Raw genomic sequence first — 23,749 nt, 5'->3', positions numbered from 1 at the left:
GCCGACTTAGCTCAGTAGGTAGAGCAACTGACTTGTAATCAGTAGGTCACCAGTTCGACTCCGGTAGTCGGCACCATTTTTGAAACCTCATCTTTGATGAGGTTTTTTTTTGCTTAAAATTCCTCTTTTCTCTTATACCAATAAGCACTATTGAGCATATTGGGGAAATTAACACGGTTATGTAGAATAAAAGCTTAGTATCAACAGGTTGCGCCGAACATCATGGCCAGTATCAAACTATCAGTAGAGCGCTTAACCGAGGGGCTGTATATCAAGCTGCCTTTGCAATGGACCGATCATCCGTTTCTACTGAACCATTTCAAAATCAAAGACAACCAGCAAATCCGGCTGATCAAGAATCTGGGTATAAAGCACGTCCTGCTGATCCCGGAGAAAAGTGATAGCCAACCTCTTGATCCGGACAATACCCTAGAGGCCATCAGCGAGCACGAGAGCCACTTTCTCGACCAACAAGCTGAAAAGCTATGGCAAGAAAAACAAGGCCGCATAGAGCAGCTGAAGAGCTACAAGCGAAAGTTACAGCGCTGTGAAAAGAACTTTTCCCGTTCGATGGCACAGCTGCGATCAATTGTCGGTAAAATTAAGAACCGCCCAATGACCGCCGTCAAAGAAGCGGAGCTGCTGGTCGAGGAGATGGTTGATGCCCTGCTTGAAGCCGACAATGTTGCCCTTCATCTCATGAATGAGGGTAGCGACAATGAAGATATCTACAGCCACTCGCTGAACGTCGCTATCATGTCGATGATGCTGGCTCGCTCCAGCGGTATGGAAGGACAAGATATCAAGACGATAGCCATCGGTGCATTGTTCCATGATATGGGTAAAATGAAGGTACCAACGGCCATTACTCGCAAGACGACACCATTAACCGAGCCGGAGGAGAACTACCTAAAGCTCCACCCCAAATACAGTGTCGACTTGGCCAACTTGTCTGATAGCTTTCCACTGCAGGCCAAGCCCATCCTTACCCAGCACCACGAATTGCTCGATGGCAGTGGCTATCCCAAACAGCTTACAGCAGAGCAAATCGATACCAAGGCCCAGCTGGTTGCTGTGGTCAATGCCTATGACAACCTGTGCCACCCGCAGGATCCAGCCAAGGCAAAGATCCCCTACAGCGCCCTCTCCTACTTGTTCAAGCATAAAAAAGAGCAGTACAACAATGACTACCTGGCTTTACTGATCCGCTTGCTCGGGGTTTATCCACCAGGCAGCGTGGTCCAGCTGTCAAACCAGCAGTTGGGGTTGGTTATCTCGGTCAACTCAGAGAGTCTATTGACACCTAATATCTTGCTCTATGATCCAACAGTTCCCTCCAACGAGGCACCGATCATTGATTTAGAAGAGAGCCACCTGAGCATTGATCAAGTTATCCACCCAAGCAAACTGCCGGACAAGGTCCATAGTTACCTAAACCCTCGGAGCCGGATCTCTTTCTACTTCGACCCAGATGACTAGCCCCCTCCTGAGGCAATAAGTCATAAATAAAAAACGCCCCAAAAAGGGCGTTTTTGTTACTAACAAGACAGCTCAGAGAGTCATATCGATAGGTATCACCAGCTGAACATTTCTTTGATCCAGCCTGCGGGCTTATTACCTTCGCAATAGCCTTTGACCGCACCGTCCTGATCCCACATCGGCAATGAATGCTGTCCGGCACAGTCCCTAACCAAGGTGCCGTTAGGCATCTGGCTGAACTTTGCCGTGGTCAGTTTCTGCGGCCAAGGCAATGCCAAGTGCTCGGGCTGGCGACGCTTAAGGTAATCACCATACAATCGCAGTGCACCAGCAGATCCGGTCAAGTTAACAGGTTTGTTATCATCGCGACCAACCCACACTGTAACCACTTCTCGCCCATCGGCGCCGACATACCAGCTATCGCGATTTTTATCCGTTGTACCCGTTTTTCCGGCCAGAGCCGCCCAACCAAACTGAGGCTGAAGAAAACGTGCCGTACCTTGCGAGACCACGTTTTTCATCCCGTAGGTGGTCAACCAAGCCGCCTGTTCAGGTACTGTCTGGCTTGCCTTCGGCATCCACTGGTAAAGCTGGTTACCCTGCTGGTCAACGACTGCCCGAAGAGCCGTGAGATCGGATTTTAGCCCACCACTGGCAACTGACTGGTACATCTGGGTCACCTCGAACGGAGTCAGGGTGAAAGCCCCCAGCAGGATAGATGGTAGCTTCGGTACTTCACCACGATCTACGCCCAAATCCACCATGGTATCAATCACTTCATTCAGCCCAACCTGCATACCAAGGTTGACCGTCGGGACGTTGAGCGATTTTGCCAGCGCGTAGTAGAGCGGCACTTCACCGCGAAACTTGCGGTCATAGTTACGCGGCTGCCAATTTTTCCCTTTGCTACCACTAAGCATAATCGGCTTGTCTTCAACCGTTGTAGCGAGGGAAAACTTCTCGGGGTGACGCAAAGCGGCAAGGTAGACCGCCGGTTTAACCAGCGAGCCGATTTGACGGCTGGCATCCAGGGCCCGGTTGAAACCGGCATAGCCCGGATTACTGCCGCCGATCATTGCCCGGATCTCACCTGTGCGACGGTCTGCAGCCACCAGTGCCGTTTCAAGCCCAACACCCGCTTTCTGCTTAAGCTTGGGTACCATACTGACCACCGCATCCTCAGCCTCCTTCTGTGACAAAGGATCCAGGGTACTGAAAATCCGCAGGCCAACGCCCGGGGTGTAGTTATTGCCAACCCGCAACTGAAGCTCACGCCGCAGCTGCTGAAAATAAGCTGGCTGACGACGAGCGATCATCGGTCGGGATTGAACATCCAGCGGCCTTGATGCCGCCAGTTCATAGTCCGCGCCGGATAAGGTCCCGCTATCCATCATCAACCTCAACACCAAGTCTCGGCGTTGTTTGGCACGCTCTGGGTTTCGCCATGGGTTGTAATAAGACGGCCCTTTTGCCATTGCGACCAACAAGGCCTGCTGATCGATTCTGAGCTCCTGCAACGGACGTCCGAAATACAACCTAGCCCCTAAACCAAAGCCATGAACCTCCTTACCGCCATTTTGTCCCAAGTAAATTTCATTGAGGTAAGCTTCGAGGATCTGATCTTTGCTGTAACGATAATCAAGAATAATGGCGATATAGGCCTCCCGGACTTTCCGCCATAACGAACGCTCACGAGACAGGAACATGTTCTTGGCAAGCTGTTGGGTCAGGGTACTTCCTCCCTGCACGGTTCTACCTGCCTTAAGGTTAACGACCATGGCCCTGGCAATGGCCAGAGGCGATACGCCATCATGATGGTAGAAGTCACGGTCTTCGGTCACCAACAAGGCATCAACCAGCACTTCGGGGAACTGCTCACGCGGCAAGAATAACCGTTGTTCACTTTCTCCGGTTTCCAACATCCCCAACATCTTAGGTTCGATCCGTACGTAACCTAGCTGGCGTTTAGATCCCGCTTCCTGGATACTCTTCAGCTCGCTGCCATCAAAGGTCAGCATAATATGCCGAGCACCCTCAGGGCCGTCGGCAAAATCAAAGGGACGACGTATCACCTCAATGCGGGTCGATGAAGATGAATACTCACCATTACGCTGCGGGGTACGCACCTTGTGATATTGCAGTATATCCAGCTCGCGTCGGACTTCATTGAGCGTAATCGCCTGTCCCGGCTGTAAATCCAGCACTCGGCCGTAGACAACCGCAGGCAGATTCCACAGCTGGCCATCAAAACGATCACGGACAATGTTGTCGAGGTAGATCCCTACCACCAGCAGCACTGCAAGTACGGCAATGGAGACCTTCAGGCCAAAGCCAACCAGCCATTTTAACCATCCCGGTATACCCTGACGTTTCCCTTTCGGTCTCTTCTTGCGACTGCGAGTCGTCTTGGCCGGACGCTTCTTTGCCGTTGTCTTGTTTTGGCTCGTAGCCGCCGGTTTGCGCTTACGCACCGGCTTCTTGGTACCGTCCTTTCCCACGGCCGGCTTTTTAGGAGCCGGTGCCACAGAACGCCTTGCTTGATCTGTCATCATGATCTTCTTTTTCTAGATGTATTTTTTTGTTTTTTTGGTCGGTTCATGGCTTGCTGGATCATCCGGCCAAGGGTGTTTAGGGTAACGCCCTTTCATCTCTTTTTGCACCTCGCGATATGCCCCCTGCCAAAATGCAGCCAAGTCACGGGTGATCTGCAATGGTCTTTGGGCTGGTGATAGCAGCTCCAACACCACGGCAACTTTACCATTGGCTATCAGCGGCGAGTTTTTTTCGCCAAACATTTCCTGCAACTTGACCGCCAGTACCGGATACTGCCCCTGCTGATAGCGGATTGCATAGCGAGATCCGGTCGGTACTGTATAGTGGGTAGGCAATGCAGCATCAAGCTTTTGTTTCTTGTCCCAGCCTAGACGTGCTTCCAATGCAGCCATCACATCAAGTCGCTCAAGGGACTTGAGGGTTTTCATCCCATTCATATACGGCAATAACCATTCTGAGGCCTCTGCCAACAGGGTATCATCGTCCAGCGCAGGCAAACCCAGTTCAGGTAACCACTCAGCGGCGCAACGGGCACGGGTCAGCAACGCTTCCGATGCTTTGTTCCAAGGTAAGCTCCCTAGCCCCTTGCGAAGCACAGCATTGAGCAGCGCTTCGCTCGCCTTAGCTGGATCCGGCTCCCCCATCGGTTGGCGCTCAAGTACCAGTTTGCCACAGCACAGATGTTTCTCGGCGGTCAGCCGCCCTTTTTTGTCATCCCAATCTAGCCACTCTCGCCACGTAAACAAATGCGGTAACCGTTGCTGCAGATCGGCCAAATGGGCCGGTACCGCAGAGAAAATCCGGCTATCACCCTGCCGGGTTTTGACGATGTCGGCAACCACCAGCAGCTCTTCGTCAGCCAGCGGCTCATCCGGCATCATCATTGCCCCTTGCCCGTTGGCCAGCTGATAGCGGCTATTTTTACCACGGGACAAGGCGATCCTGTCCGGGAAGCCGGCAGCCAACAAAGGGGCGAACCACTCGCTTGCAACCTTTAGCCTTGTTTGCTTGGCTCCCAACTTTGCTAAATGCTGGGAAGCCCGTTGCTGATAGGCTTTGCTGCGCGATTGCTTGCCGCTCTCAATGAGATTGAGCTGAAAATGCAAGTCCGGGTTATTGCTGCCCCTTGGCGGCTCTTCAAGCAAAGCGACCATCAGAGCGGCAGTTGCCATAGCCTGCACCCCATTATTCTTCGCCATCAACAACATAGCGGCATGGCGGGGGTCAACACCCAGCGCTTGTATCGCCGTACCCATCTCGGTCATGCGGCCTGCTTCATCCATGGCTCCCAAACTAACCAATAACGCATGGGCCTGTTTCAGAGCCGGTGCTGGCGGTAAATCCAACCAATGCAGATCTGCAGCAGATTGGCAGCCCCATTGTGCCAGTTCCATCGCCAACGAAGTGAGATCAGCCCGTAAGATCTCCGGTTGCGGGGTCGCGGGCTGACGTGCCAGCATCTCCTCACTGTAAAGCCGTAAACAAATCCCCGGCTCCAAACGACCGGCACGACCGGCACGTTGCTCGGCAGAAGATCGGGCTATACGCACCGACTCAAGCCGGCTGATCCCGGTTTTCGGATCCCACAGGGCGATACGTTCCAGCCCGCAGTCCACGACCATTCTGATCCCTTCGATGGTCAAACTGGTTTCGGCAATATTGGTTGCCAGCACCACCTTACGCTGACCTTTAGGGGCAGGGGTAATAGCTTGCTGCTGCTGGCTGCCAGTAAGCTGGCCATAGAGCGGGCACATCAGCACATCTTCACCGAGATGGCCATCTAGCTGCTCCGCCAGACGGCGGATCTCCCCTGCCCCCGGTAAAAAAACCAGCATCGAGCCTGACTCGGCAGACAGCAGAGCGGAAATTTCACGGGCTGTAGCCTCTATGAGTCGAGTCTGCTCGGCAAGTTTCTTGTAGCGCAGTTCGACTGGGTAACTGCGTCCCTCGGATTCGATATAGCCTGCCTGCGGTAATAGTTCGGTCAAAGCATCGGCATCCAGCGTCGCTGACATCACCAACAGCTTGAGATCATCGCGCAGCGCTTCTTGCACCTCCAGCGCCAAGGCCAGAGACGTATCGGCATGGATACTGCGCTCATGGAACTCATCAAAAATTAGCAGGTCTATCCCCGTCAGCTCGGGATCTTGCTGAAGCATCCGAGTCATCACCCCTTCGGTCACAATCTCCAACCGAGTATGGCGGCTGATCCGGGTTTCGCCCCTGATCCGCAGACCAACAGTTTCTCCGACCTGCTCACCGAGCTGGGAAGCGAGATAACGGGCAATGTTCCTCGCAGCCAACCGACGCGGCTCCAACATCACTATCTTGCCTGCAACAGCCTCCTGCTGCAGCAGTACCAGAGGCAAGCGAGTAGACTTACCTGCACCAGGTGGGGCTTTGAGGATCAGTTGCGCGCAGGCATCGAGTTGAGTCAGCAGTGCAGGAAGCACGTCATCAATAGGCAGTTGTGACAATGGGAACACCTTGTGTCATATTCAATTTAGGCTTGGCCATTGTACCTTATACCACTTGATTTTGATGGTTCTGAATACATCGGCAATCAAGCGCCTTGCCCCGCCCCTTTTCATTCTCGCTGATAGGCCAGAATAATACTCATTTTGGTATTACCCTATGAAAGAGAAAAAACAGCGCCTTTTTTTTGCATTAACCCCCGATCGCAACGGCAAGGCTTTTCGCCGCCTTGCCCACCTGTCGAGCGATTGTGGCCAGTTCGGCCGTCCGGTCAGTGAAGATAACCTCCATATCACCCTGGCCTTTCTCGGCATGGTCACCACCGAGCAGGCTGATGCCGTTGTAGCCGCCACTGAGCAACTTGCGCCACCATCACCCTTTTTCCTGCAATTGAACACACTAGGGTACTGGAAACGCAGCAAGGTCATCTGGTTGGCCCCAGAACGGCCTCCAGAGGCTCTGATGAGATTGACACAGCAACTGAAGGGCTTAGCCCTAGATTGTGGCCTCGAACAAGAGTCCCGCGCCTACAAGCCCCATATCACCCTTGCTAAATCCGTCGCCCGGCGTCCAGAGTCACTACCGGCATTCGACAAAATAGATTTTCACTTCAATCACTTTGGCCTGTATATTTCCAAACCAGTCAGCCATGACGGCCGCCAGAGCGTCCAATACCTGCGCCTTGGACAATGGTCCCTCGCCAGCCGTTATCAATAACAACCAAAGGACAAGGCATGAAGTTCACCCCGCCATTGCAATCAGCTACCCTTATAAAACGCTATAAACGGTTTCTCGCCGATATTACCCTGCCTGACGGCTCTATGAAGACCATCCATTGTGCCAATACCGGGGCCATGACCGGGTGTGCCGAACCAGGCAACACCGTGTGGTATTCGACGTCCGATAACCCAAAGCGAAAATATCCGCATAGTTGGGAATTATCGCAAACTCCGGAAGGACACAGTATTTGCGTCAACACCGCACAGGCCAACCGGTTAGTAGTAGAGGCGATTAACAAGAATGCCATCACAGAATTAGAAGGCTATGCATCACTCCGCACCGAAGTTAAGTATGGTTGTGAAAACAGCAGGATAGATGTTTTATTACAAGACGGAGAAAAACCAGATTGTTACATCGAGGTGAAAAGTGTCACCCTGCTGGAACAAGGAAAGGAAGGGCAAGGATATTTTCCGGATGCTGTTACCACCCGAGGACAAAAACACCTTCGGGAGCTAATTGAAGTGGCACAAAATGGTGAGCGTGCCATACTTTTTTTCGCAATTTTACATTCGGGGATTGAAAAAGTATCCGCGGCACACCATATAGACCCGGATTACTTTTCATTATTACAGCAAGCAGAACGGGCTGGCGTAGAGATCTTGTGTTACAAGGCGGTATTGAACCCAACGGAACTCTATCTTGACCATTGCATAAAATTCAACCACTAACTACCTCAAAGTGATGCTTTCTTCACATTGGTATAAAATTGAATATATGCAGCAATTGCCACACCACTCCCTTTCTGCTATAGATACCGCCCAAATTTAACCAGTGACGGTTATTAGGTATATTAGGAGATGCTATATGCCAGAGAGCAACGTTAAAAAATCGCTAGGCATCCTGGCTATTGCTGGGGTTGAACCTTACCAGGAAAAAGCTGGCGAAGAATACATGGGTGAAGCTCAGCTAGAGCACTTCCGTAAGATTCTTGATGCCTGGCGCAACCAGCTACGCGAAGAAGTTGATCGTACTGTAAACCACATGCAGGATGAAGCGGCTAACTTCCCAGATCCTGTTGACCGAGCTGCTCAGGAAGAAGAGTTCAGTCTGGAACTACGCAACCGAGATCGCGAACGCAAGCTGATCAAGAAAATCGAAAAGACACTTCAACGTATTGAAGATGATGATTTTGGTTTCTGTGAATCTTGTGGTATTGAAATTGGCATCCGCCGTCTGGAAGCCCGTCCAACAGCCGACCTATGTATCGACTGTAAGACGCTGGCTGAAATCAAAGAGAAGCAGATGGCCGGCTAGTACGCTACGTACAGCACCATGATAGTCAAGAGGGAGCGCCAAGCTCCCTTTTTCGTTTAATACCAAACTGAATACTATTCTGGCCAGTCAGAGAGTAATATTCAGTTTGGTATAGTGATTTTCTTATGAGTACAATCAAGCAATATATCGGTCGCTTCGCCCCCTCTCCATCAGGTCCACTACACTTCGGCTCACTGGTTGCCGCCCTTGGCAGCTACCTTCAGGCCAAAGCAAAACAAGGCACCTGGTTGGTCAGGATGGAAGATCTGGATCCGCCACGGGAAATGCCTGGTGCTGCGGATGATATCCTACGCACTCTGGAAGCCTATGGCCTCGAGTGGGACGGCGGTATCATGTACCAAAGCCAACGCCACGATGCGTATCAAGCCCAGATAGAGACCTGGCTTGACCACCAGCAAGCGTATTACTGCCAATGTACCCGTAAGCAAATCAAGCAAGCTGGGGGCTTTTACCCGGGAAATTGCCGGGACAAACAGCTGGAGGAGGCTGGCAATGCAATCCGTCTAAAGGTTGACGCACCGGTACTGGCTTTCGACGACCTGCTGCATGGCCACATAAGTATCCCTGCCCCACTGGCTGAGGAGGATTTCATTATCCGCCGCCGCGATGGGCTATTCGCCTATAATCTGGCTGTAGTGCTGGATGATATAGAGCAAGGGATCACAGAAGTGGTTCGAGGCGCCGATTTAATTGAACCAACCGGTCGCCAGATTGGGCTATACCGCCTACTCGGCCAACCGGAAGTAAATTATCTGCACCTGCCACTGGCAGTGACAGAGAATGGCAATAAGCTATCAAAGCAGAATCATGCCCCAGCAATCGACAAGGCTGACCCAAGACCGGCCCTTATCGAAGCAATACGGTTTCTAGGCATGCAGCCGCCGGTTGATCTGGCCAGCTCATCAACCCGCGATATCCTACTTTGGGGCATTGCCCATTGGCAGCTATCAAACCTGCCGCAAACAACGGCGATTACCCTGGCCCCGTATCACCCTTCACACGGATGAAACCAAGCGCCTGCAGTATTGTCGCCTAGCTAACAGTTAACCGCCTTGTTTACCTCAAAGTGGCTGAAAATGGCCTTCAAAATGCAAGGAAACAAGCGCTAGGATTCTAAAATGGGCTGCTGTGATATATGATATGCGGCTGTTTGTTGAATCCGAACCACATAAATGAGGTGTATTATCTTTAATCGAGTCGCCAGCTTTTGCCGTAAGGTACTGAATCGAGACGCAAGTGATCTCGACCATGAGGAACTCGCCTTGCAAGTTTATCAGCGCCAAGAGCACGGTATTTCACGTAAAGATATCAGCGAAAATGCGCTGAAGGTCCTTTACCGCCTAAATAAAGCCGGGTATGACGCCTATCTGGTAGGTGGTGGTGTTCGCGATATCCTGTTGGACAAACAACCTAAAGACTTCGACATTGCCACTAATGCTACGCCGGAAGAAATCAAGCAGCTGTTTCGTAACTGCCGCCTGATTGGCCGCCGTTTCCGCTTGGCTCATATCCTGTTTGGTCGTGATGTTATCGAGGTGGCAACCTTCCGTGGCCACCATGCAGATGCTAAGCCAAGCCTGAAAGACAAGAAACAGGTCTCGGCCCAGAGCCAAGAAGGCATGCTGCTACGTGACAATGTCTACGGTACCATCGAAGAAGATGCCGAACGCCGTGACTTCACGATCAATGCCCTTTATTACAGCATCAAGGATTTTACCGTTGCCGATTATGTCAACGGGGTCGAAGATCTCGACAACCGCATTGTCCGTCTGATTGGTGATCCTGAAACCCGCTACCGAGAAGATCCGGTCCGGATGCTCCGTGCGGTGCGCTTTGCCGCCAAGTTAGATATGACTATTGAGCCAGTCACCGCTGGTCCAATTAATCAGCTATCAACTTTGCTGCAGGATATTCCAGCCGCCCGCTTGTTCGAGGAAAGCCTCAAGCTGCTTCAGTCCGGTGATGGTCTTGCTACCTACAAGTTGTTGCGCGAATACAACTTGTTCCAGCAACTGTTCCCACTTCTAAGCGAGCACTTTACCGAAGATCACAGCAGCCAAACAGAGCAGATGATCGAACACATTCTAGCGGCAACCGACAAGCGTATCGCCGACGGAAAACGTGTTAATCCCGCCTTTATGTTCGCAGCTATGCTGTGGTATCCGCTGGTTACCCGTGCCGAAGAAGTCGCCTTTACCAGCGGCCTAGCCTACTATGATGCCTTCATGGTAGCAGCGAATGATATTCTCGATGAGCAGGTCAAGAGCATTGCTATCCCGCGCCGCTTTACGACCACGATCCGTGATATCTGGCAGCAGCAAACCCGCTTCAGCCGCCGCAACGGCAAGCGTGCCTTCAAGATGATGGAGCACCCGAAATTCCGTGCAGCCTTTGATTTCTTGGAGATGCGCGGTAACTTCGAAAACGAAGAGATTGCTGAGCTCGCTCAATGGTGGGATCAATTCCAGCACGGTGACCGCAACCTGCGACATCAGATGGTCCAGGAAATCAACGAAGGTGGAACGGGTGCACCGCGCCGCCGTCGCCGTCGTCCGCAGCGCCGCAAGAAGCCACAGGCTAAATCATCATGATTCTGGCCTACATAGCGATCGGCAGTAACCTGTCCGATCCTGTTGCCAAGGCCAACAGTGCGATCGAGGTGCTCAAGCAGCACCCCGATCTCAATGTGGTCGCCGTATCCTCGCTCTACAGCAGCACCCCGATGGGACCACAGGATCAGCCTGACTACATCAATGCTGTCATTGCTGTCGAAACCGAGCTAAGCCCGTTAGCCCTACTCGACTGTACCCAGTCTATCGAGCAAGAGCACGGTCGTGTCCGCAAGGCTGAGCGCTGGGGGCCACGTACGCTGGATCTCGATATTATCCTCTACGGCGACCTTGAACATCACTGCGAGCGCCTTACGGTGCCGCACTACGGAATGAAAGTCCGCGAGTTCGTATTATACCCACTCGCTGAAATTGCCCCTGAGTTGGTACTGCCGGATCAGACTCCGCTAGACACACTGCTGGAGCGGGTAGACCGCAACGGGCTGAGCATCTGGTCTCAGTAACCGTTTCTCAGGACCAAAGGGAGAACACATGAAAAAGATCACTATCAACGACCTGATGAAATGGAAGCAGGAAGGTCGTAAATTTGCCTCAGTCACCGCGTACGATGCTAGCTTTTCCCAGCTGTTCGAACAACAAGGCGTCCCAGTAATGCTGGTTGGTGACTCCTTGGGGATGGTACTGCAAGGCAAGCCAGACACCTTGCCGGTAACGGTTGACGATATCGCTTACCACACCCGAAGTGTCCGTGCCGGTAGCCCGAATTCGTTGTTGATGGCCGATATGCCATTTATGAGCTATGCCACACCAGAGCAAGCTTGTGAAAATGCCGCAACGCTAATGCGTGCCGGCGCCAACATGGTCAAACTGGAAGGCGGAGCCTGGCTCGCTGAAACCGTGACCAAATTGACCGAACGTGCTGTACCAGTATGTGCGCATTTGGGGCTAACCCCTCAATCTGTCAATATTTTTGGCGGCTATAAAGTGCAAGGACGTGACTCCGACCACGCTGAACAGATGGTAAAAGATGCTATTCTGCTGAAAAACGCGGGTGCACAGATCATCTTACTAGAATGCGTACCGGCCAGCTTGGCAGAGCGCATCACCAAGGCCGTTGAAGTACCAGTTATTGGCATTGGTGCAGGCAATGTGACCGATGGTCAGATCCTGGTGATGCACGATATGTTCGGGATCTCGGCAAACTATATGCCCCGTTTCTCCAAAAATTACTTGGCAGAAACCGGCGAGATGCGCGCAGCCGTTACCAAATACCTAGAAGATGTCGAGGCCGGAACCTTCCCGGGCCCAGAACATACCTTTGAATAAGGAATAAAAATGCAAACATTCGCCGAGATTGCCCCGATCCGAGAGCAAATCCGAAGCTGGCGCCGTGAAGGCCGCCGGATTGCTTTCGTGCCGACAATGGGAAACCTGCATGAAGGCCACCTGACGCTGGTCCGCAAGGCCCGTGAATTGGCAGATGTGGTCGTGGTTAGCATTTTTGTCAATCCGATGCAGTTCGACAAAGCAGACGATCTCGACAACTACCCGCGCACGCTGGAAGATGATCTTGCCAAGCTGAACAGTGAAGGGGTGGAGTTGGTCTTTACGCCGACTCCCGACAACATGTACCCGGAAGGCCTGGATCGCCAAACTTTTGTTGAGGTACCAGGGCTATCCACCATGCTTGAAGGTGCGTTGCGCCCAAGTCATTTCCGTGGCGTCTCGACGATTGTAGCCAAGCTGTTCAATATTATTCAGCCTGATTTCGCCTGTTTTGGTGAGAAGGATTACCAGCAACTGGCTCTGATCCGCCAGATGGTTATCGACCTTGCGATGGACATTGAAGTTGTTGGCGTAACCACCGTTCGTGAGATGGATGGCCTAGCCATGAGCTCACGCAATGGTTACCTGACCGTTGACGAGCGCCAGCGTGCTCCTGTATTGGCCCGCACCATGCGCTGGATCAGCAGCCAAATGCGCGGCGGCCGCACCGATTACGCAGAAATCGTGGTGGATGCCAACGACCAATTGCGCGCTGCTGGATTACAACCGGATGAAGTCTATATCCGTGATGCTGTTAGCCTCCAGCCTATCAGCGAAGAAACCCAACAAGCGGTGATCTTGATGTCAGCCTTCCTCGGCAAGGCACGCCTTATCGACAACCAAGTGGTTGAACTAAATACAGCAACGGCAACTGCTGCGGAGGAATAACCTTCCTTTGCCATCCCCATAAAAAATCCCGGCCAATGCCGGGATTTTTATTTTCTGCTTATTACTTTTAGCTCGCCAGTTACGAACGCAGGCCAATACCGCGCGAGATCAAGTAGTAGCACAGGCTATACAAGATGGCTGTGAATACCCCCAATACCGCAAACGAGGTACCGATCCCAACATCAGACACACCCAAGAAGCCATAGCGGAACGCATTGACCATATAGACTATTGGGTTCAGCTTGGAAACACCCTGCCAGAACTCCGGTAGCAAACTCAGTGAGTAGAACACACCACCAAGGTAGGTCAGCGGGGTCAGGACAAACGTAGGAATAATACTGATATCATCAAAGGTCTTAGCAAACACAGCATTGATCAGGCCACCCAGAGAGAATACAACCGATGTCATAAGTACCGTTGCGACTACCACACCAAAGTGTGCGATCTGCAGATCAACAAACAACAATGACACGACCGAGACAATGACACCAACTCCAAGGCCACGCAGTACCCCACCACCGACAAAACCAGCAATAATAATGTAATTGGGTACCGGTGCCACCAGCAATTCTTCGATATTGTGCTGGAACTTGGCGCTGAAGAAGGATGAGGCCACGTTAGAATAGGAGTTGGTGATCACCGACATCATGATCAGGCCGGGAACGATATACTCCATGTAGCTAAAGCCGCCCATCTCCCCGATACGGCTGCCAATCAGGTTACCGAAAATAACAAAATACAGGGTCATGGTAATAGCCGGTGGCACCATGGTCTGTACCCAGATCCGGGCAAAGCGGTTCACTTCTTTGGTGATCAGGCTTTTAAATGCGATCCAATATTGCCGGTTCATGACTGGGCTCCTTGCATATTCTTGCTACTACTCACCAAGGTCACGAACAGCTCTTCAAGGCGGTTGGCCTTATTGCGCATTGAGATAACATCAACCCCCTGCGCAGTCAGCTGGGTAAACACATGATTAAGACTATCCCCCTTGCTAATATCAACTTCCAGGGTATGGTTGTCCGGTAACTTCCAGCCGATGCCTTCGAGTACTGGCTTATTGCCGTTCAATTTGACATCCAAGATGAAGGTTTCGACCTCCAGCTTGCCAAGCAGTGCTTTCATCGAGGTATTCTCGATCAGCTCACCGTGGTTAATGATGCCGATATTACGGCACAGCATTTCCGCTTCTTCGAGGTAGTGGGTGGTAAGGATAATCGTCACCCCTTCTCGGTTGATCTCGCGCAGAAACTCCCACATCGAACGACGCAATTCGATATCGACCCCGGCGGTAGGTTCATCAAGGATCAGCAAGCGCGGTTCGTGCATCAATGCCCGGGCAATCATCAGGCGACGCTTCATCCCACCAGAAAGATTACGGGCACGCTCATTGCGTTTGCCCCAAAGATCCAGCTGAGAGAGGTACTTCTTAGCCCTCTCTTTTGCCAGTTCCTTTTCTACCCCGTAGTAACCGGCTTGATTTATCACGATCTGCTCGACCGTCTCAAACTGGTTGAAGTTGAATTCTTGTGGCACCAGCCCCAATTGCTTCTTGGCCTCGACCAGCTGGGTATCCAGATCATAGCCAAACACCTTCACCTCGCCCGAGGTTTTGTTAACTAATGAGCTAATCACACCAATTGTGGTTGATTTACCAGCACCGTTAGGGCCAAGCAAAGCAAAAAAATCGCCTTCTTTAACACATAGGCTCATATTTTTCAGTGCATTAACGCCACCTTTATAGGTTTTGTTTAAGTTTTTTATTTCCAAAGCGTTCATAAAATGCGATCTTAATGTTAGAAACTTTCTTCGGACAACTACTCCGATTTGCTATTCAACCAGCTTGTGTATAGTTAAGCCGGTTTACATAGTTCTCAGGACTTCTACAGGACTGATACCTATGTAAATTGTTTTTCCTCAGGGCCTGGGCTTTTCCCAGCACTGTGGGTATAAAATATCAGAGAAAGGCATCATCATGGCAGATATTAAACAGCTATTCGCAAATAACGCAGCCTGGTCAGAGAACATCAAGGATGAAAAACCTGAGTTCTTCAGCCATCTTGCGGAAGCCCAACATCCCGAGTACCTCTGGATCGGTTGTGCCGACAGCCGAGTTCCCGCCGAACGCCTAACCGGATTGGACTCCGGCGAACTATTTGTCCACCGAAACGTCGCAAACCAAGTGATCCATACTGATCTCAACTGCCTATCCGTGGTTCAGTATGCTGTTGATGTACTAAAGGTACGACACATCATTGTCTGCGGCCACTACGGCTGTGGCGGTGTCACCGCCGCTATCGAGAATCCACAGCTTGGCCTTATCAACAACTGGCTGCTGCATATCCGCGATCTTTACATGAAACACCGCTCCGACTTGGGCCAACTGCCACGGGAAGAGTGGGACAACAAACTGTGCGAGATCAACGTGGCCAGTCAAGTTTACAACCTGGGTAACTCGACGATCATGCAACAGGCGTGGGAACGCGGCCAGCAGATCAAAGTCCATGGCTGGATCTACGGTATCAACGATGGGGTACTAAGTGACCTCGGAGTCACGGCAACTAGCCGCGAATCACTGGAAGTCGCCTACCAAGCTGCAATGGCTGAGCTTCTACCTAACAAAGGGTAAAATCAGTTAATCTCTCATTAAAAAAAGCGACTGCCTTGCAGTCGCTTTTTTCATACCCAACAAGCTCAAACGTCTAGTCTTCTTGTGGGATAACCTTACCGATAAATGGCAAGTGACGGTATTTCTGTGCGTAATCGATACCGACACCCACCACAAACTCGTCAGGGATTTCGAAACCAACCCATTTGACGTCAACGTGCACTTCACGACGCTCCGGCTTATCCAGCAGGGTACAGATCTCAATTGAGTTTGGCTCACGCAGCGACAGGATCTCACGCACCTTGTTCAAGGTATTACCGGTATCGATAATATCTTCAACCAACAGTACGTCCTTGCCTTTGATGTCATCATCCAGATCTTTCAGGATACGGACATCTCGGTTGCTTTCCATGGTATTGCCATAGCTTGATGCAGTCATGAAGTCGACTTCGTGTGGAAGTTCAATTGCACGAGCCAGATCAGCCATAAATACAAACGAGCCACGCAACAGGCCCACCATTACAAGATCTTTTGAATCTTTATAATGTTCAGTAATTTGCTTTCCTAGCTCCAATACACGTGCCTGAACGTCCTGCTCAGAAATCATTACTTCAATGGTATGTTTCATCTTTATCTCCATCAGTACGGCTTTATCAGCCGCCTGTCGGCTTGCGGTAAAAACGGAGCCTTATTCTATCACCCCTAAAAAGTAATAGTTATTTTATCGTCCCTGTCAATTATATGATACAGAATGAATAAAACACGATTGAATATAGGTAGTTGCTGCTGTAAAGTTACACTGCGTACAAAACATAACCAAAATAATGACAATTGAGCTAGGAATCATCGACATGGATACGATCGCGAAAAAAACAAGGACTCGTCTATCCCCAGAAAAACGCAAAGAGCAGCTTCTCAGCTATGCCTTGGATGTCTTTGCAAGACGCGGCATCGGCCGGGCGGGTCATGCTGATATCGCTGATATGGCCAATGTATCAGTTGCCACCGTTTTCAATTATTTCCCAACCCGTGAGGCCTTGGTAGAAGAAGTATTGACCCAAGTCGAGCAGCGCTTCAAGGTGATGATGGGCAACGGCTTTGCTAGCGGGCAACCACTAGAACAGCAGCTCACCGAGGTTTGCTATCACCTTATTGATGAGGTGATAGAGCAGCAAGACTGGATAAAAGTATGGTTCGAGTGGAGCACTTCTGTCCGTGAGGAGATCTGGCCCCATTTTGTCAGCAGCAACAAGGACCATTTCACCAAAGTTACCGAATGCTTCGAACAAGCCAACCTCTCAGAGGATTTTTCGGCCTGCGATCGTGCATGGCAATTCCAGGGCCTATGTTATGTCCTCTACTTGCAAGCCAATATCACCCCTGATCGGGAAGAAATGCAGGCTTTAGCAGCTAACCACATCAAAGCACTACTCAAAAAGTAACACGCTCAATTTGCCCTATAAAAACAAAAAGGCCGGTCATAAGACCGGCCTTGTACTTTGTGTTACCAATGAGACAGGCTAGCTTGCCGCCGCAAACACCACTGGCTCATGTGGCTCCAGGGTGACAGCAACTCTCTCGCCAATCTGCAAGATAAGGTGTGAATTAACAATCAGGCTGTGGCCTTGGAATTCGACCGTATAGCGGCAGATATCCCCCATAAACAGTTGCTCGGTAATCACCCCAGCCCCATCCTCTGCAGGCTGTACCTTGAGGTTCTGCGGGCGAAGTAGCCACTCTGCATCACCATTGCTAGCAGGTGTACTGTTGACGTTAATCGCGCCAAACGGCGTCGACAAGGTATTACCACCCGCAAGTGTCACCGGCAAGTAAGAGCCGGTACCAAGGAACTCAGCCACAAAGCGGCTGCTTGGACGGTAATAAAGCTCCGTTGCGCTACCAAACTGCTCAATCACCCCGTTGTTCATTACCGCCATGCGGTCGGCAAAGGCAAACGCCTCTTCACGGCTGTGAGTAACAAAAATAGCCGTGACTCCCTGTGCCTTGAAAATACGGCGGATCTCTTTGATCAGACCGTGACGCACCTGAGTATCGATATTGGAAAACGGTTCATCCAGCAAGATCAAATCTGGCTCGCAAGCCAATGCCCGGGCAATAGCAACACGCTGCTGCTGACCACCGGATAACTGATGCGGATAACGGCTATCAAGCCCAGTCAAGCGAACTAGCTCTAACATCTGCTGGATCTTGGCTGCCACTTTCGCCTTACTCCAATCACGCAGGCCAAAGGCGATGTTTTCCGCTACCGTAAGGTGCGGGAACAATGCATAGTCCTGGAAGATCATACCGATGTTTCGCTTCTCCGGCGGTAGCCAAGTATGCTCATCGGCAATGGTACGGCCATTGATGTGGATAACCCCACTTTCCAACGGTAATAAACCCGCAATCGCTTTAAGCAAGGTCGTTTTGCCACAGCCACTGGCGCCTAGCAGGCAGACAATCTCATTGTCTTTAACTGGCAATGAGAGGTTTTCCAATACTGCCTGACCGTGATATTTGCAGGTTAGGTCTTTAACAGATAATGCGTGACTCATCAGTGTTTCTGCTCCAAAGAACGGTTAACCATCACCAGTGGGATCAAGCCAACAATGACCAGTAGGATCGCCGGCAAGGCAGCCAGTTCAAGCTGCTCATCAGATGCGAAATTATAAACATAGGTTGCCAAGGTCTCGAAGTTAAACGGGCGCAGCAATAGCGCCGCATTGAGCTCTTTCATCGACTCAATGAACACCAGCAGGCCTGCAATCAAGCAACCACGGCGGATCAACGGCAAGTGGACCCGGCGCAGCATCGCCATTGATGCATAGCCCATGGTCTTGGAAGCCATATCGAGCGATGGTGGGATCTTGGCCAGACTGCTTTCGATACTGCCCACCGCAACCGCTGCAAAGCGCACCACGAAGGCAAAAATAATGGCAAACATAGTACCGGAGAAAATCAGCCCCGGCCGGCCCAAGCCATTGGCAATGGTAAAATCATTAAGTAAATGATCGGCGCTGGTCAGTGGGATCATCACACCGATTGCCAGCACCGTACCTGGCACGGCATAGCCTAAAGAGGAAATGCGGGTCGGTACAACAGTGATACCTCGGCCATCCAGACGACGATAAAAGTTGACGATCAACGCCAAAGCAACCGCCAGAACAGCGACAATAAGAGAGACTTTCAAACTATTGATACTGTACTGCTGGAACTGGCTGGTCCAGCTGTCGCCAAAGTAATGCCAAGCATAGTAACCAAGCTGCATCAGCGGCATCATGAAGGCAAAACCGATCAACCCCCAGCACCAGCTGAGCGCCGCCCACTTTTTCCAACCTGATAGGGTATAACGAATATCATCGCCATGTTCGAATTCCTGCTGGAACATTTTCTGCTTGCGACGACTGAAACGCTCCGCGCTGATCAAAACAAAGATCACCAGCAGCATAATCGCCGAAATTTTAGCTGCTGCATTGAGGTTCGAATAGCCAAGCCACGTATCGTAAACCGCCGTGGTAAGGGTATTAACAGCAAAGTAACTGACGGTACCGAAATCCCCCAGCGTTTCCATTGCGACCAAAGACAATCCAACGGCAATCGATGGGCGGGCCAGTGGTAAAGAAATACGACGGAAACTATCCCAAGGGCTACATTTCAGTAGACGGGCTGATTGCAACAAGCTAGTACTTTGCTCCATGAAGGCAGCACGGGCTAGCAAGTAAATGTAAGGATAGAGCACCAGTGCCAATACTAAGCAGGCGCCACCGAGCGAACGGATGTTCGGGAACCAGTAATCGTGGATAGTTTGCCAGCCAAAGATATCGCGCAGCAGGATCTGGATAGGACCGGCATAATCGAACCAATCGGTGTAGATATAACCGATGATATATCCTGGCATGGCAAGCGGCAGTACCAATGACCACTGCAGCACCCTTTCACCAGGAAGCCGACACATCGCCATGATCCAGGCTGACGGTAAACCGAACAGCAGTGCCAATAGCATCGTACCTGTGACCAACCAGAAAGTATTGGCAGCATAGGTCGGCATCACGGTTCCCATCAAGTGGGAAAAGACGTCATCAGTCTCACCGAAGGCGGTGTAAAAAATGGCCAGAATAGGCAAAACCAGCAGGAGGGAAAAGCCCCAGCCGCTGGTTCGCCAAAAGAGATATTTTTCTTTCATTGCTTACTACTTAAGTACCTTTTGCAATCAAGATATGGCACCGGAGAACAAGACCTTCGGTAAGCCTTCCCGATGCAGGGGAAAAACCTTGCTACAGGAAGGGAGAAACTACCACAACTTATTGGAAAAAGTACTTAGCCTTACGCAATAAATGGGGCATTACGCCCCATTTTTTGTAACCAATTACAGATCAAACTTCACTTCGTCTAGCAGTTTGATTGCTGTGCTGTGGTACTCGGCAACTTTATCCAGAGAAACATCATCAGCCTTGAAGTCACCCCAAGATGCTACTAGTTCAGAACGCTTAACGCCTTCTTTCACCGGGTATTCGTAGTTCACTTCAGCGTACATCTGCTGTGCTTTATCACCCGTTAGGAATTCCATCAGTTTCTGGGCGTTTTCCTGGTTAGGCGCGTATTTCGCCATTGCCATACCACTTACGTTAACGTGAGTACCGTTGCTCTCCTGACCTGGGAAGTTGATGTATACCGCTTCAGCCCAAGACTTCTGCTTCTCATCATTTACCATCTTGCCAAGGTAGTAGCTGTTACCAACGGCCAGATCACACAGACCTTCTTTCACCGCTTTAACTTGCGCACGGTCATTACCCTGCGGCTTACGGGCTAGGTTTGCTTTATAACCTTCTAACCACTCTTTGGTTTCTGCTTCACCGTAGTGGGCAATCATCGAAGAAACCAGAGAGATGTTGTAAGGGTGCTTACCAGAGCGAGTACAGATTTTGCCTTTCCACTCTGGGTTGGCAAGATCGGTGTAATCAAAGTCTGCAGGTAGGCGACCAACACGGTCACGCGATGAGTACACGTTACGAGTACGTAGCGTCAGGGCAAACCACTCGTCTTCGTTGTCGCGAAACTGTGTTGGTACATTGCCATCAATCACTTTGCTATCAACAGCTTGTACCAGCTCTTTGTCTGAAAGCTCAACCAAACGGCTGATATCTGTTGTCAGAACTACGTCTGCAGGGCTGTACTGGCCTTCTTGCTGTAGCTTTTCTGCCAAGCCTTCTTTTGCAAACTTTACGTTTACTTTAATACCGGTTTCAGCGGTAAACTCTTTGAACATAGGCTCAACCAAAAATGGTTGGCGGTAAGAGTAAACATTCACTTCTTCAGCCGCGATAGCCGCTTGTGGAGCCGCCAAGCCCAATAGAATTGCCGATGCCAACAGCTTTTTCATTGTGATCCTTCCCTTAAAGTAAACGCAAAATGTAATGATAATACTTCTCAATGACGTGTGATTATAATGTAGCTTATGTTTAAAGCAATGGCTTGTAACATTCACAAACAAAAAAACGCTGCCAATTGGCAGCGTTTTTTTTAAAGTTGTGAACTAAATATATGTTACTTATTTCACACTGACGAACTCTGGGTAAGCATCGATACCACAATCGTGTAGATCCATACCCGCCAGCTCTTCTTCTTCGGTCACTCGGATACCAACGGTGTACTTCAATACCGCCCATACCGCCAAGCTTGCAGCAAAGACCCAGCCAAAGATAACGGCAGCCCCTAGCAGCTGTGCACCAAAGGTCGCATCAGCATTGCTGAACGGTACAACCATCAAGCCAAGGAAACCACACACACCGTGAACCGAGATAGCACCAACTGGATCATCAATCTTGATCTTGTCCAAGCCAATAATGCTAAACACCACTAGCGCACCAGCGACCACACCGATAATGACTGAAGCCATTGGTGATGGAGATAGTGGATCTGCGGTAATCGCGACCAAGCCAGCCAGTGCACCGTTAAGGATCATGGTCAAGTCAGCCTTGCCCCATGTCGTCTTACACACAGCCAGTGCAGCGATGGCACCTGCTGCTGCGGCAGCGTTAGTGTTCAGGAAGATCTGGCCAACAGCCGTGGCATTTTCAAAGTCAGACACCATCAGCTGCGAACCACCGTTGAAGCCAAACCAGCCCAGCCACAGAATGAAGGTACCCAGAGTCGCCAACGGCATGTTTGAACCCGGAATTGGGTGAATAGAGCCGTTCTTGCCATATTTCCCCTTACGGGCACCCAGTAGCATGACACCCGCCAAAGCAGCAGCTGCACCGGCCATGTGGACGATACCTGAGCCAGCAAAGTCGCTGAAGCCCGCTTCAGACAAGAAGCCGCCGCCCCAAGTCCAGTACCCTTCCAGTGGATAGATGAAACCAGTCAAAATGACAGAGAAAATGAGGAATGACCACAGCTTCATACGCTCGGCAACCGCGCCGGAAACAACAGACATCGCCGTTGCCACAAATACCACCTGGAAGAAGAAATCAGATTCCAGTGAGTGATCGGCCCCCTCGGCCTGCGTGCCAATCAAGGCACCAATTGAAGGGATCCAGCCTCCTTCACCGTTATCGACATACATGATGTTGTAGCCGACAATCAGGTACATAGTACAAGCGATGGCATACAAGCAGAAATTTTTGGTTAGAATTTCAGTGGTGTTCTTAGAGCGCACCAAGCCGGCTTCCAGCATGGCAAAGCCCGCGGCCATCCACATGACCAGCGCACCAGAAATCAAAAAGTAAAAAGTATCGAGTGCATAACGCAGCTCAGTTACAGTCGTTGCTAGTTCCATAATCTTCGTCCCCTACTCTTAATTCTTATAAGGCTTCTAAATCTGTTTCACCGGTACGGATACGTACTGCATGGTCTAGGTCATAGACAAAAATCTTGCCGTCACCAATCTTGCCGGTTTGCGCAGCCTTAGAAATAGCATCGATAATGGCTTCTAGGTTTTCGGCTTGAGTAGCGATCTCCAGTTTCACTTTAGGCAGGAAATCCACCTGGTATTCCGCTCCACGGTACAACTCGGTATGGCCTTTCTGGCGACCGAATCCCTTCACCTCGGAAACTGTCATTCCCTCAACCCCAACATCTGCTAGCGCTTCACGTACATCGTCCAACTTAAATGGTTTGATTATTGCGTTGATCACTTTCATTGCCTGCTCCTCAAAACGGAATTCCTTCTCAATCACAGTTCAATAATAAACAAGCAACGTGCCAACTTTTTTAACGCTTTAATTTCAAGAGCTTAAATAAAAACGTGATTCTGATACAAAAAAGGCTGCACCTAAATAGTGCAGCCTTTTCACCGAAATGAAGCAATTGGGGCGTTGCGGGTCAAAAACGGGTAACGAATTCGCGCCATGCCGTCAAAACCAGTGCAAAGTCTTCAAATCCGCATACTGCCACGGCCTCTTCATCATAGAAGTCCATATTATCTTCAAGCTCAGTGTCATCTTCTGAAAACATATAGTTAGCTTGAACAATTGCCTCATTGTCCTGCAAAGTCAGGGTCAGTTCGTCGCCGATAATGCGCCATTCTTGGGTGCTGTTTTTCAGTGCACCAAGCTGGGACATCACCGACTCCATCTTGGCAAAGTCCTTGCCAACCTCTTCAATCAACCAGCGGCCAAGGGCTTCATGGCCCATAGAGAAAACTGCATGATAGCTACCGTCCAGGGTATTTTTCTTAAATTCGTAATCCATAGCTATCCTCTGTGTGATGTCAGTGATTTTAAGTTGGTGGTAAACTTGATCGCAGTGGGCTCATACTCCCGACACTTCGCGCAAGAGCGCACATTTTCAGGAT

Annotated in this window: 22 protein-coding genes and 1 tRNA gene; 12 read left to right on the top strand and 11 right to left on the bottom strand. The window is 50.6% G+C overall.

The window, feature by feature from the left end:
• Together ACVA58_RS18485 and ACVA58_RS18480 are read left to right on the top strand one after the other, a co-directional pair.
• Positions 1 to 76: transfer RNA gene (locus ACVA58_RS18485), tRNA-Thr, on the top strand.
• A 146-nt stretch (positions 77 to 222) separates the two neighbouring features.
• Complete coding sequence (locus ACVA58_RS18480; protein ID WP_446511833.1) at positions 223 to 1,479, top strand: HD-GYP domain-containing protein; 1,257 nt, start codon at positions 223 to 225, stop codon at positions 1,477 to 1,479.
• 95 nt (positions 1,480 to 1,574) lie between these two features.
• On the opposite strand, the gene mrcB is transcribed toward ACVA58_RS18480, so the two are convergent.
• Together mrcB and hrpB are read right to left on the bottom strand one after the other, a co-directional pair.
• On the bottom strand, positions 1,575 to 4,028 hold the full coding sequence (gene mrcB, locus ACVA58_RS18475; RefSeq protein WP_446511839.1) for a penicillin-binding protein 1B: 2,454 nt from the start codon (positions 4,026 to 4,028) through the stop codon (positions 1,575 to 1,577).
• A gap of 15 nt (positions 4,029 to 4,043) precedes the next feature.
• Positions 4,044 to 6,509, bottom strand: coding sequence for an ATP-dependent helicase HrpB (gene hrpB / locus ACVA58_RS18470; RefSeq protein ID WP_446511832.1), 2,466 nt, complete (start codon positions 6,507 to 6,509; stop codon positions 4,044 to 4,046).
• A 157-nt stretch (positions 6,510 to 6,666) separates the two neighbouring features.
• On the opposite strand from hrpB, the gene thpR reads away from it, so the two are divergent.
• From thpR to panC, 8 genes are all read left to right on the top strand, one after another.
• Complete coding sequence (gene thpR, locus ACVA58_RS18465) at positions 6,667 to 7,224, top strand: RNA 2',3'-cyclic phosphodiesterase (protein ID WP_446511831.1); 558 nt, start codon at positions 6,667 to 6,669, stop codon at positions 7,222 to 7,224.
• Between the two features lie 17 nt (positions 7,225 to 7,241).
• Positions 7,242 to 7,955, top strand: a complete 714-nt coding sequence (sfsA, locus tag ACVA58_RS18460; RefSeq protein WP_446511830.1) for a DNA/RNA nuclease SfsA — start codon at positions 7,242 to 7,244, stop codon at positions 7,953 to 7,955.
• A 136-nt stretch (positions 7,956 to 8,091) separates the two neighbouring features.
• Positions 8,092 to 8,541, top strand: coding sequence for an RNA polymerase-binding protein DksA (dksA, locus tag ACVA58_RS18455; protein ID WP_107349982.1), 450 nt, complete (start codon positions 8,092 to 8,094; stop codon positions 8,539 to 8,541).
• A gap of 125 nt (positions 8,542 to 8,666) precedes the next feature.
• Entirely contained in the window at positions 8,667 to 9,569 is a 903-nt protein-coding gene (gene gluQRS / locus ACVA58_RS18450; protein ID WP_446511829.1) for a tRNA glutamyl-Q(34) synthetase GluQRS, read from the top strand.
• A gap of 213 nt (positions 9,570 to 9,782) precedes the next feature.
• Complete coding sequence (pcnB, locus tag ACVA58_RS18445) at positions 9,783 to 11,153, top strand: polynucleotide adenylyltransferase PcnB (protein ID WP_446511838.1); 1,371 nt, start codon at positions 9,783 to 9,785, stop codon at positions 11,151 to 11,153.
• Positions 11,150 to 11,635, top strand: coding sequence for a 2-amino-4-hydroxy-6-hydroxymethyldihydropteridine diphosphokinase (gene folK / locus ACVA58_RS18440; RefSeq protein WP_446511828.1), 486 nt, complete (start codon positions 11,150 to 11,152; stop codon positions 11,633 to 11,635). Before pcnB ends, folK begins: the two co-directional genes overlap by 4 nt.
• Before the next feature lie 28 nt (positions 11,636 to 11,663).
• Positions 11,664 to 12,458, top strand: a complete 795-nt coding sequence (gene panB, locus ACVA58_RS18435) for a 3-methyl-2-oxobutanoate hydroxymethyltransferase (protein WP_255040840.1) — start codon at positions 11,664 to 11,666, stop codon at positions 12,456 to 12,458.
• A 9-nt stretch (positions 12,459 to 12,467) separates the two neighbouring features.
• A complete protein-coding gene (gene panC, locus ACVA58_RS18430) occupies positions 12,468 to 13,346 on the top strand; it encodes a pantoate--beta-alanine ligase (RefSeq protein ID WP_446511827.1) in 879 nt (292 codons plus the stop codon).
• 79 nt (positions 13,347 to 13,425) lie between these two features.
• Here the strand turns inward: panC and ACVA58_RS18425 are convergent, their stop codons facing one another.
• Together ACVA58_RS18425 and ACVA58_RS18420 are read right to left on the bottom strand one after the other, a co-directional pair.
• Complete coding sequence (locus tag ACVA58_RS18425; RefSeq protein ID WP_255040838.1) at positions 13,426 to 14,196, bottom strand: ABC transporter permease; 771 nt, start codon at positions 14,194 to 14,196, stop codon at positions 13,426 to 13,428.
• On the bottom strand, positions 14,193 to 15,125 hold the full coding sequence (locus ACVA58_RS18420) for an ABC transporter ATP-binding protein (RefSeq protein ID WP_446511826.1): 933 nt from the start codon (positions 15,123 to 15,125) through the stop codon (positions 14,193 to 14,195). The genes ACVA58_RS18425 and ACVA58_RS18420 overlap by 4 nt, the downstream gene beginning before the upstream one ends.
• Positions 15,126 to 15,321: 196 nt before the next feature.
• On the opposite strand from ACVA58_RS18420, the gene can reads away from it, so the two are divergent.
• Entirely contained in the window at positions 15,322 to 15,975 is a 654-nt protein-coding gene (can, locus tag ACVA58_RS18415) for a carbonate dehydratase (RefSeq protein WP_446511825.1), read from the top strand.
• A 73-nt stretch (positions 15,976 to 16,048) separates the two neighbouring features.
• On the opposite strand, the gene hpt is transcribed toward can, so the two are convergent.
• Positions 16,049 to 16,582, bottom strand: a complete 534-nt coding sequence (gene hpt / locus ACVA58_RS18410) for a hypoxanthine phosphoribosyltransferase (RefSeq protein WP_446511824.1) — start codon at positions 16,580 to 16,582, stop codon at positions 16,049 to 16,051.
• A 223-nt stretch (positions 16,583 to 16,805) separates the two neighbouring features.
• Between hpt and ACVA58_RS18405 the strand changes: the two genes are divergently transcribed.
• Positions 16,806 to 17,396, top strand: a complete 591-nt coding sequence (locus ACVA58_RS18405) for a TetR/AcrR family transcriptional regulator (RefSeq protein WP_446511823.1) — start codon at positions 16,806 to 16,808, stop codon at positions 17,394 to 17,396.
• 78 nt (positions 17,397 to 17,474) lie between these two features.
• On the opposite strand, the gene ACVA58_RS18400 is transcribed toward ACVA58_RS18405, so the two are convergent.
• From ACVA58_RS18400 to ACVA58_RS18375, 6 genes are all read right to left on the bottom strand, one after another.
• Entirely contained in the window at positions 17,475 to 18,509 is a 1,035-nt protein-coding gene (locus tag ACVA58_RS18400; RefSeq protein ID WP_446511822.1) for an ABC transporter ATP-binding protein, read from the bottom strand.
• Positions 18,509 to 20,137 (bottom strand): ABC transporter permease, encoded by a 1,629-nt coding sequence (locus tag ACVA58_RS18395; protein WP_446511821.1) that lies wholly within the window; start codon positions 20,135 to 20,137, stop codon positions 18,509 to 18,511. Before ACVA58_RS18395 ends, ACVA58_RS18400 begins: the two co-directional genes overlap by 1 nt.
• A gap of 183 nt (positions 20,138 to 20,320) precedes the next feature.
• The gene (locus ACVA58_RS18390) at positions 20,321 to 21,334 is read right to left on the bottom strand and encodes a Fe(3+) ABC transporter substrate-binding protein (protein WP_446511820.1); all 1,014 of its coding nucleotides are present in this window, start codon (positions 21,332 to 21,334) and stop codon (positions 20,321 to 20,323) included.
• Between the two features lie 168 nt (positions 21,335 to 21,502).
• Entirely contained in the window at positions 21,503 to 22,732 is a 1,230-nt protein-coding gene (locus ACVA58_RS18385; protein WP_446511819.1) for an ammonium transporter, read from the bottom strand.
• Between the two features lie 25 nt (positions 22,733 to 22,757).
• Positions 22,758 to 23,096 (bottom strand): P-II family nitrogen regulator, encoded by a 339-nt coding sequence (locus ACVA58_RS18380; protein ID WP_255040829.1) that lies wholly within the window; start codon positions 23,094 to 23,096, stop codon positions 22,758 to 22,760.
• Between the two features lie 181 nt (positions 23,097 to 23,277).
• A complete protein-coding gene (locus tag ACVA58_RS18375) occupies positions 23,278 to 23,646 on the bottom strand; it encodes a YacL family protein (RefSeq protein ID WP_446511818.1) in 369 nt (122 codons plus the stop codon).
• Positions 23,647 to 23,749: the final 103 nt, after the last annotated feature.

This window comes from Photobacterium sp. DNB22_13_2 (assembly GCF_052873915.1).
The sequence above is the reverse complement of the archived record's forward strand: the minus strand, read 5'-3'. Positions and strand labels throughout refer to the sequence as shown.

Excerpts from the sequence above, each read along its gene's own strand:
- ACVA58_RS18390 (WP_446511820.1), bottom strand. The coding sequence starts at position 21,334 with ATGAAAAAGCTGTTGGCATCGGCAATTCTATTGGGCTTGGCGGCTCCA.
- hpt (WP_446511824.1), bottom strand. The coding sequence starts at position 16,582 with ATGAAACATACCATTGAAGTAATGATTTCTGAGCAGGACGTTCAGGCA.
- ACVA58_RS18480 (WP_446511833.1), top strand. The coding sequence starts at position 223 with ATGGCCAGTATCAAACTATCAGTAGAGCGCTTAACCGAGGGGCTGTAT.
- folK (WP_446511828.1), top strand. The coding sequence starts at position 11,150 with ATGATTCTGGCCTACATAGCGATCGGCAGTAACCTGTCCGATCCTGTT.
- ACVA58_RS18395 (WP_446511821.1), bottom strand. The coding sequence starts at position 20,137 with ATGAAAGAAAAATATCTCTTTTGGCGAACCAGCGGCTGGGGCTTTTCC.
- panB (WP_255040840.1), top strand. The coding sequence starts at position 11,664 with ATGAAAAAGATCACTATCAACGACCTGATGAAATGGAAGCAGGAAGGT.
- panC (WP_446511827.1), top strand. The coding sequence starts at position 12,468 with ATGCAAACATTCGCCGAGATTGCCCCGATCCGAGAGCAAATCCGAAGC.
- can (WP_446511825.1), top strand. The coding sequence starts at position 15,322 with ATGGCAGATATTAAACAGCTATTCGCAAATAACGCAGCCTGGTCAGAG.
- ACVA58_RS18375 (WP_446511818.1), bottom strand. The coding sequence starts at position 23,646 with ATGGATTACGAATTTAAGAAAAATACCCTGGACGGTAGCTATCATGCA.
- ACVA58_RS18405 (WP_446511823.1), top strand. The coding sequence starts at position 16,806 with ATGGATACGATCGCGAAAAAAACAAGGACTCGTCTATCCCCAGAAAAA.
- ACVA58_RS18400 (WP_446511822.1), bottom strand. The coding sequence starts at position 18,509 with ATGAGTCACGCATTATCTGTTAAAGACCTAACCTGCAAATATCACGGT.
- ACVA58_RS18380 (WP_255040829.1), bottom strand. The coding sequence starts at position 23,096 with ATGAAAGTGATCAACGCAATAATCAAACCATTTAAGTTGGACGATGTA.
- sfsA (WP_446511830.1), top strand. The coding sequence starts at position 7,242 with ATGAAGTTCACCCCGCCATTGCAATCAGCTACCCTTATAAAACGCTAT.
- thpR (WP_446511831.1), top strand. The coding sequence starts at position 6,667 with ATGAAAGAGAAAAAACAGCGCCTTTTTTTTGCATTAACCCCCGATCGC.
- ACVA58_RS18425 (WP_255040838.1), bottom strand. The coding sequence starts at position 14,196 with ATGAACCGGCAATATTGGATCGCATTTAAAAGCCTGATCACCAAAGAA.
- mrcB (WP_446511839.1), bottom strand. The coding sequence starts at position 4,028 with ATGACAGATCAAGCAAGGCGTTCTGTGGCACCGGCTCCTAAAAAGCCG.
- gluQRS (WP_446511829.1), top strand. The coding sequence starts at position 8,667 with ATGAGTACAATCAAGCAATATATCGGTCGCTTCGCCCCCTCTCCATCA.
- ACVA58_RS18385 (WP_446511819.1), bottom strand. The coding sequence starts at position 22,732 with ATGGAACTAGCAACGACTGTAACTGAGCTGCGTTATGCACTCGATACT.
- dksA (WP_107349982.1), top strand. The coding sequence starts at position 8,092 with ATGCCAGAGAGCAACGTTAAAAAATCGCTAGGCATCCTGGCTATTGCT.
- ACVA58_RS18420 (WP_446511826.1), bottom strand. The coding sequence starts at position 15,125 with ATGAACGCTTTGGAAATAAAAAACTTAAACAAAACCTATAAAGGTGGC.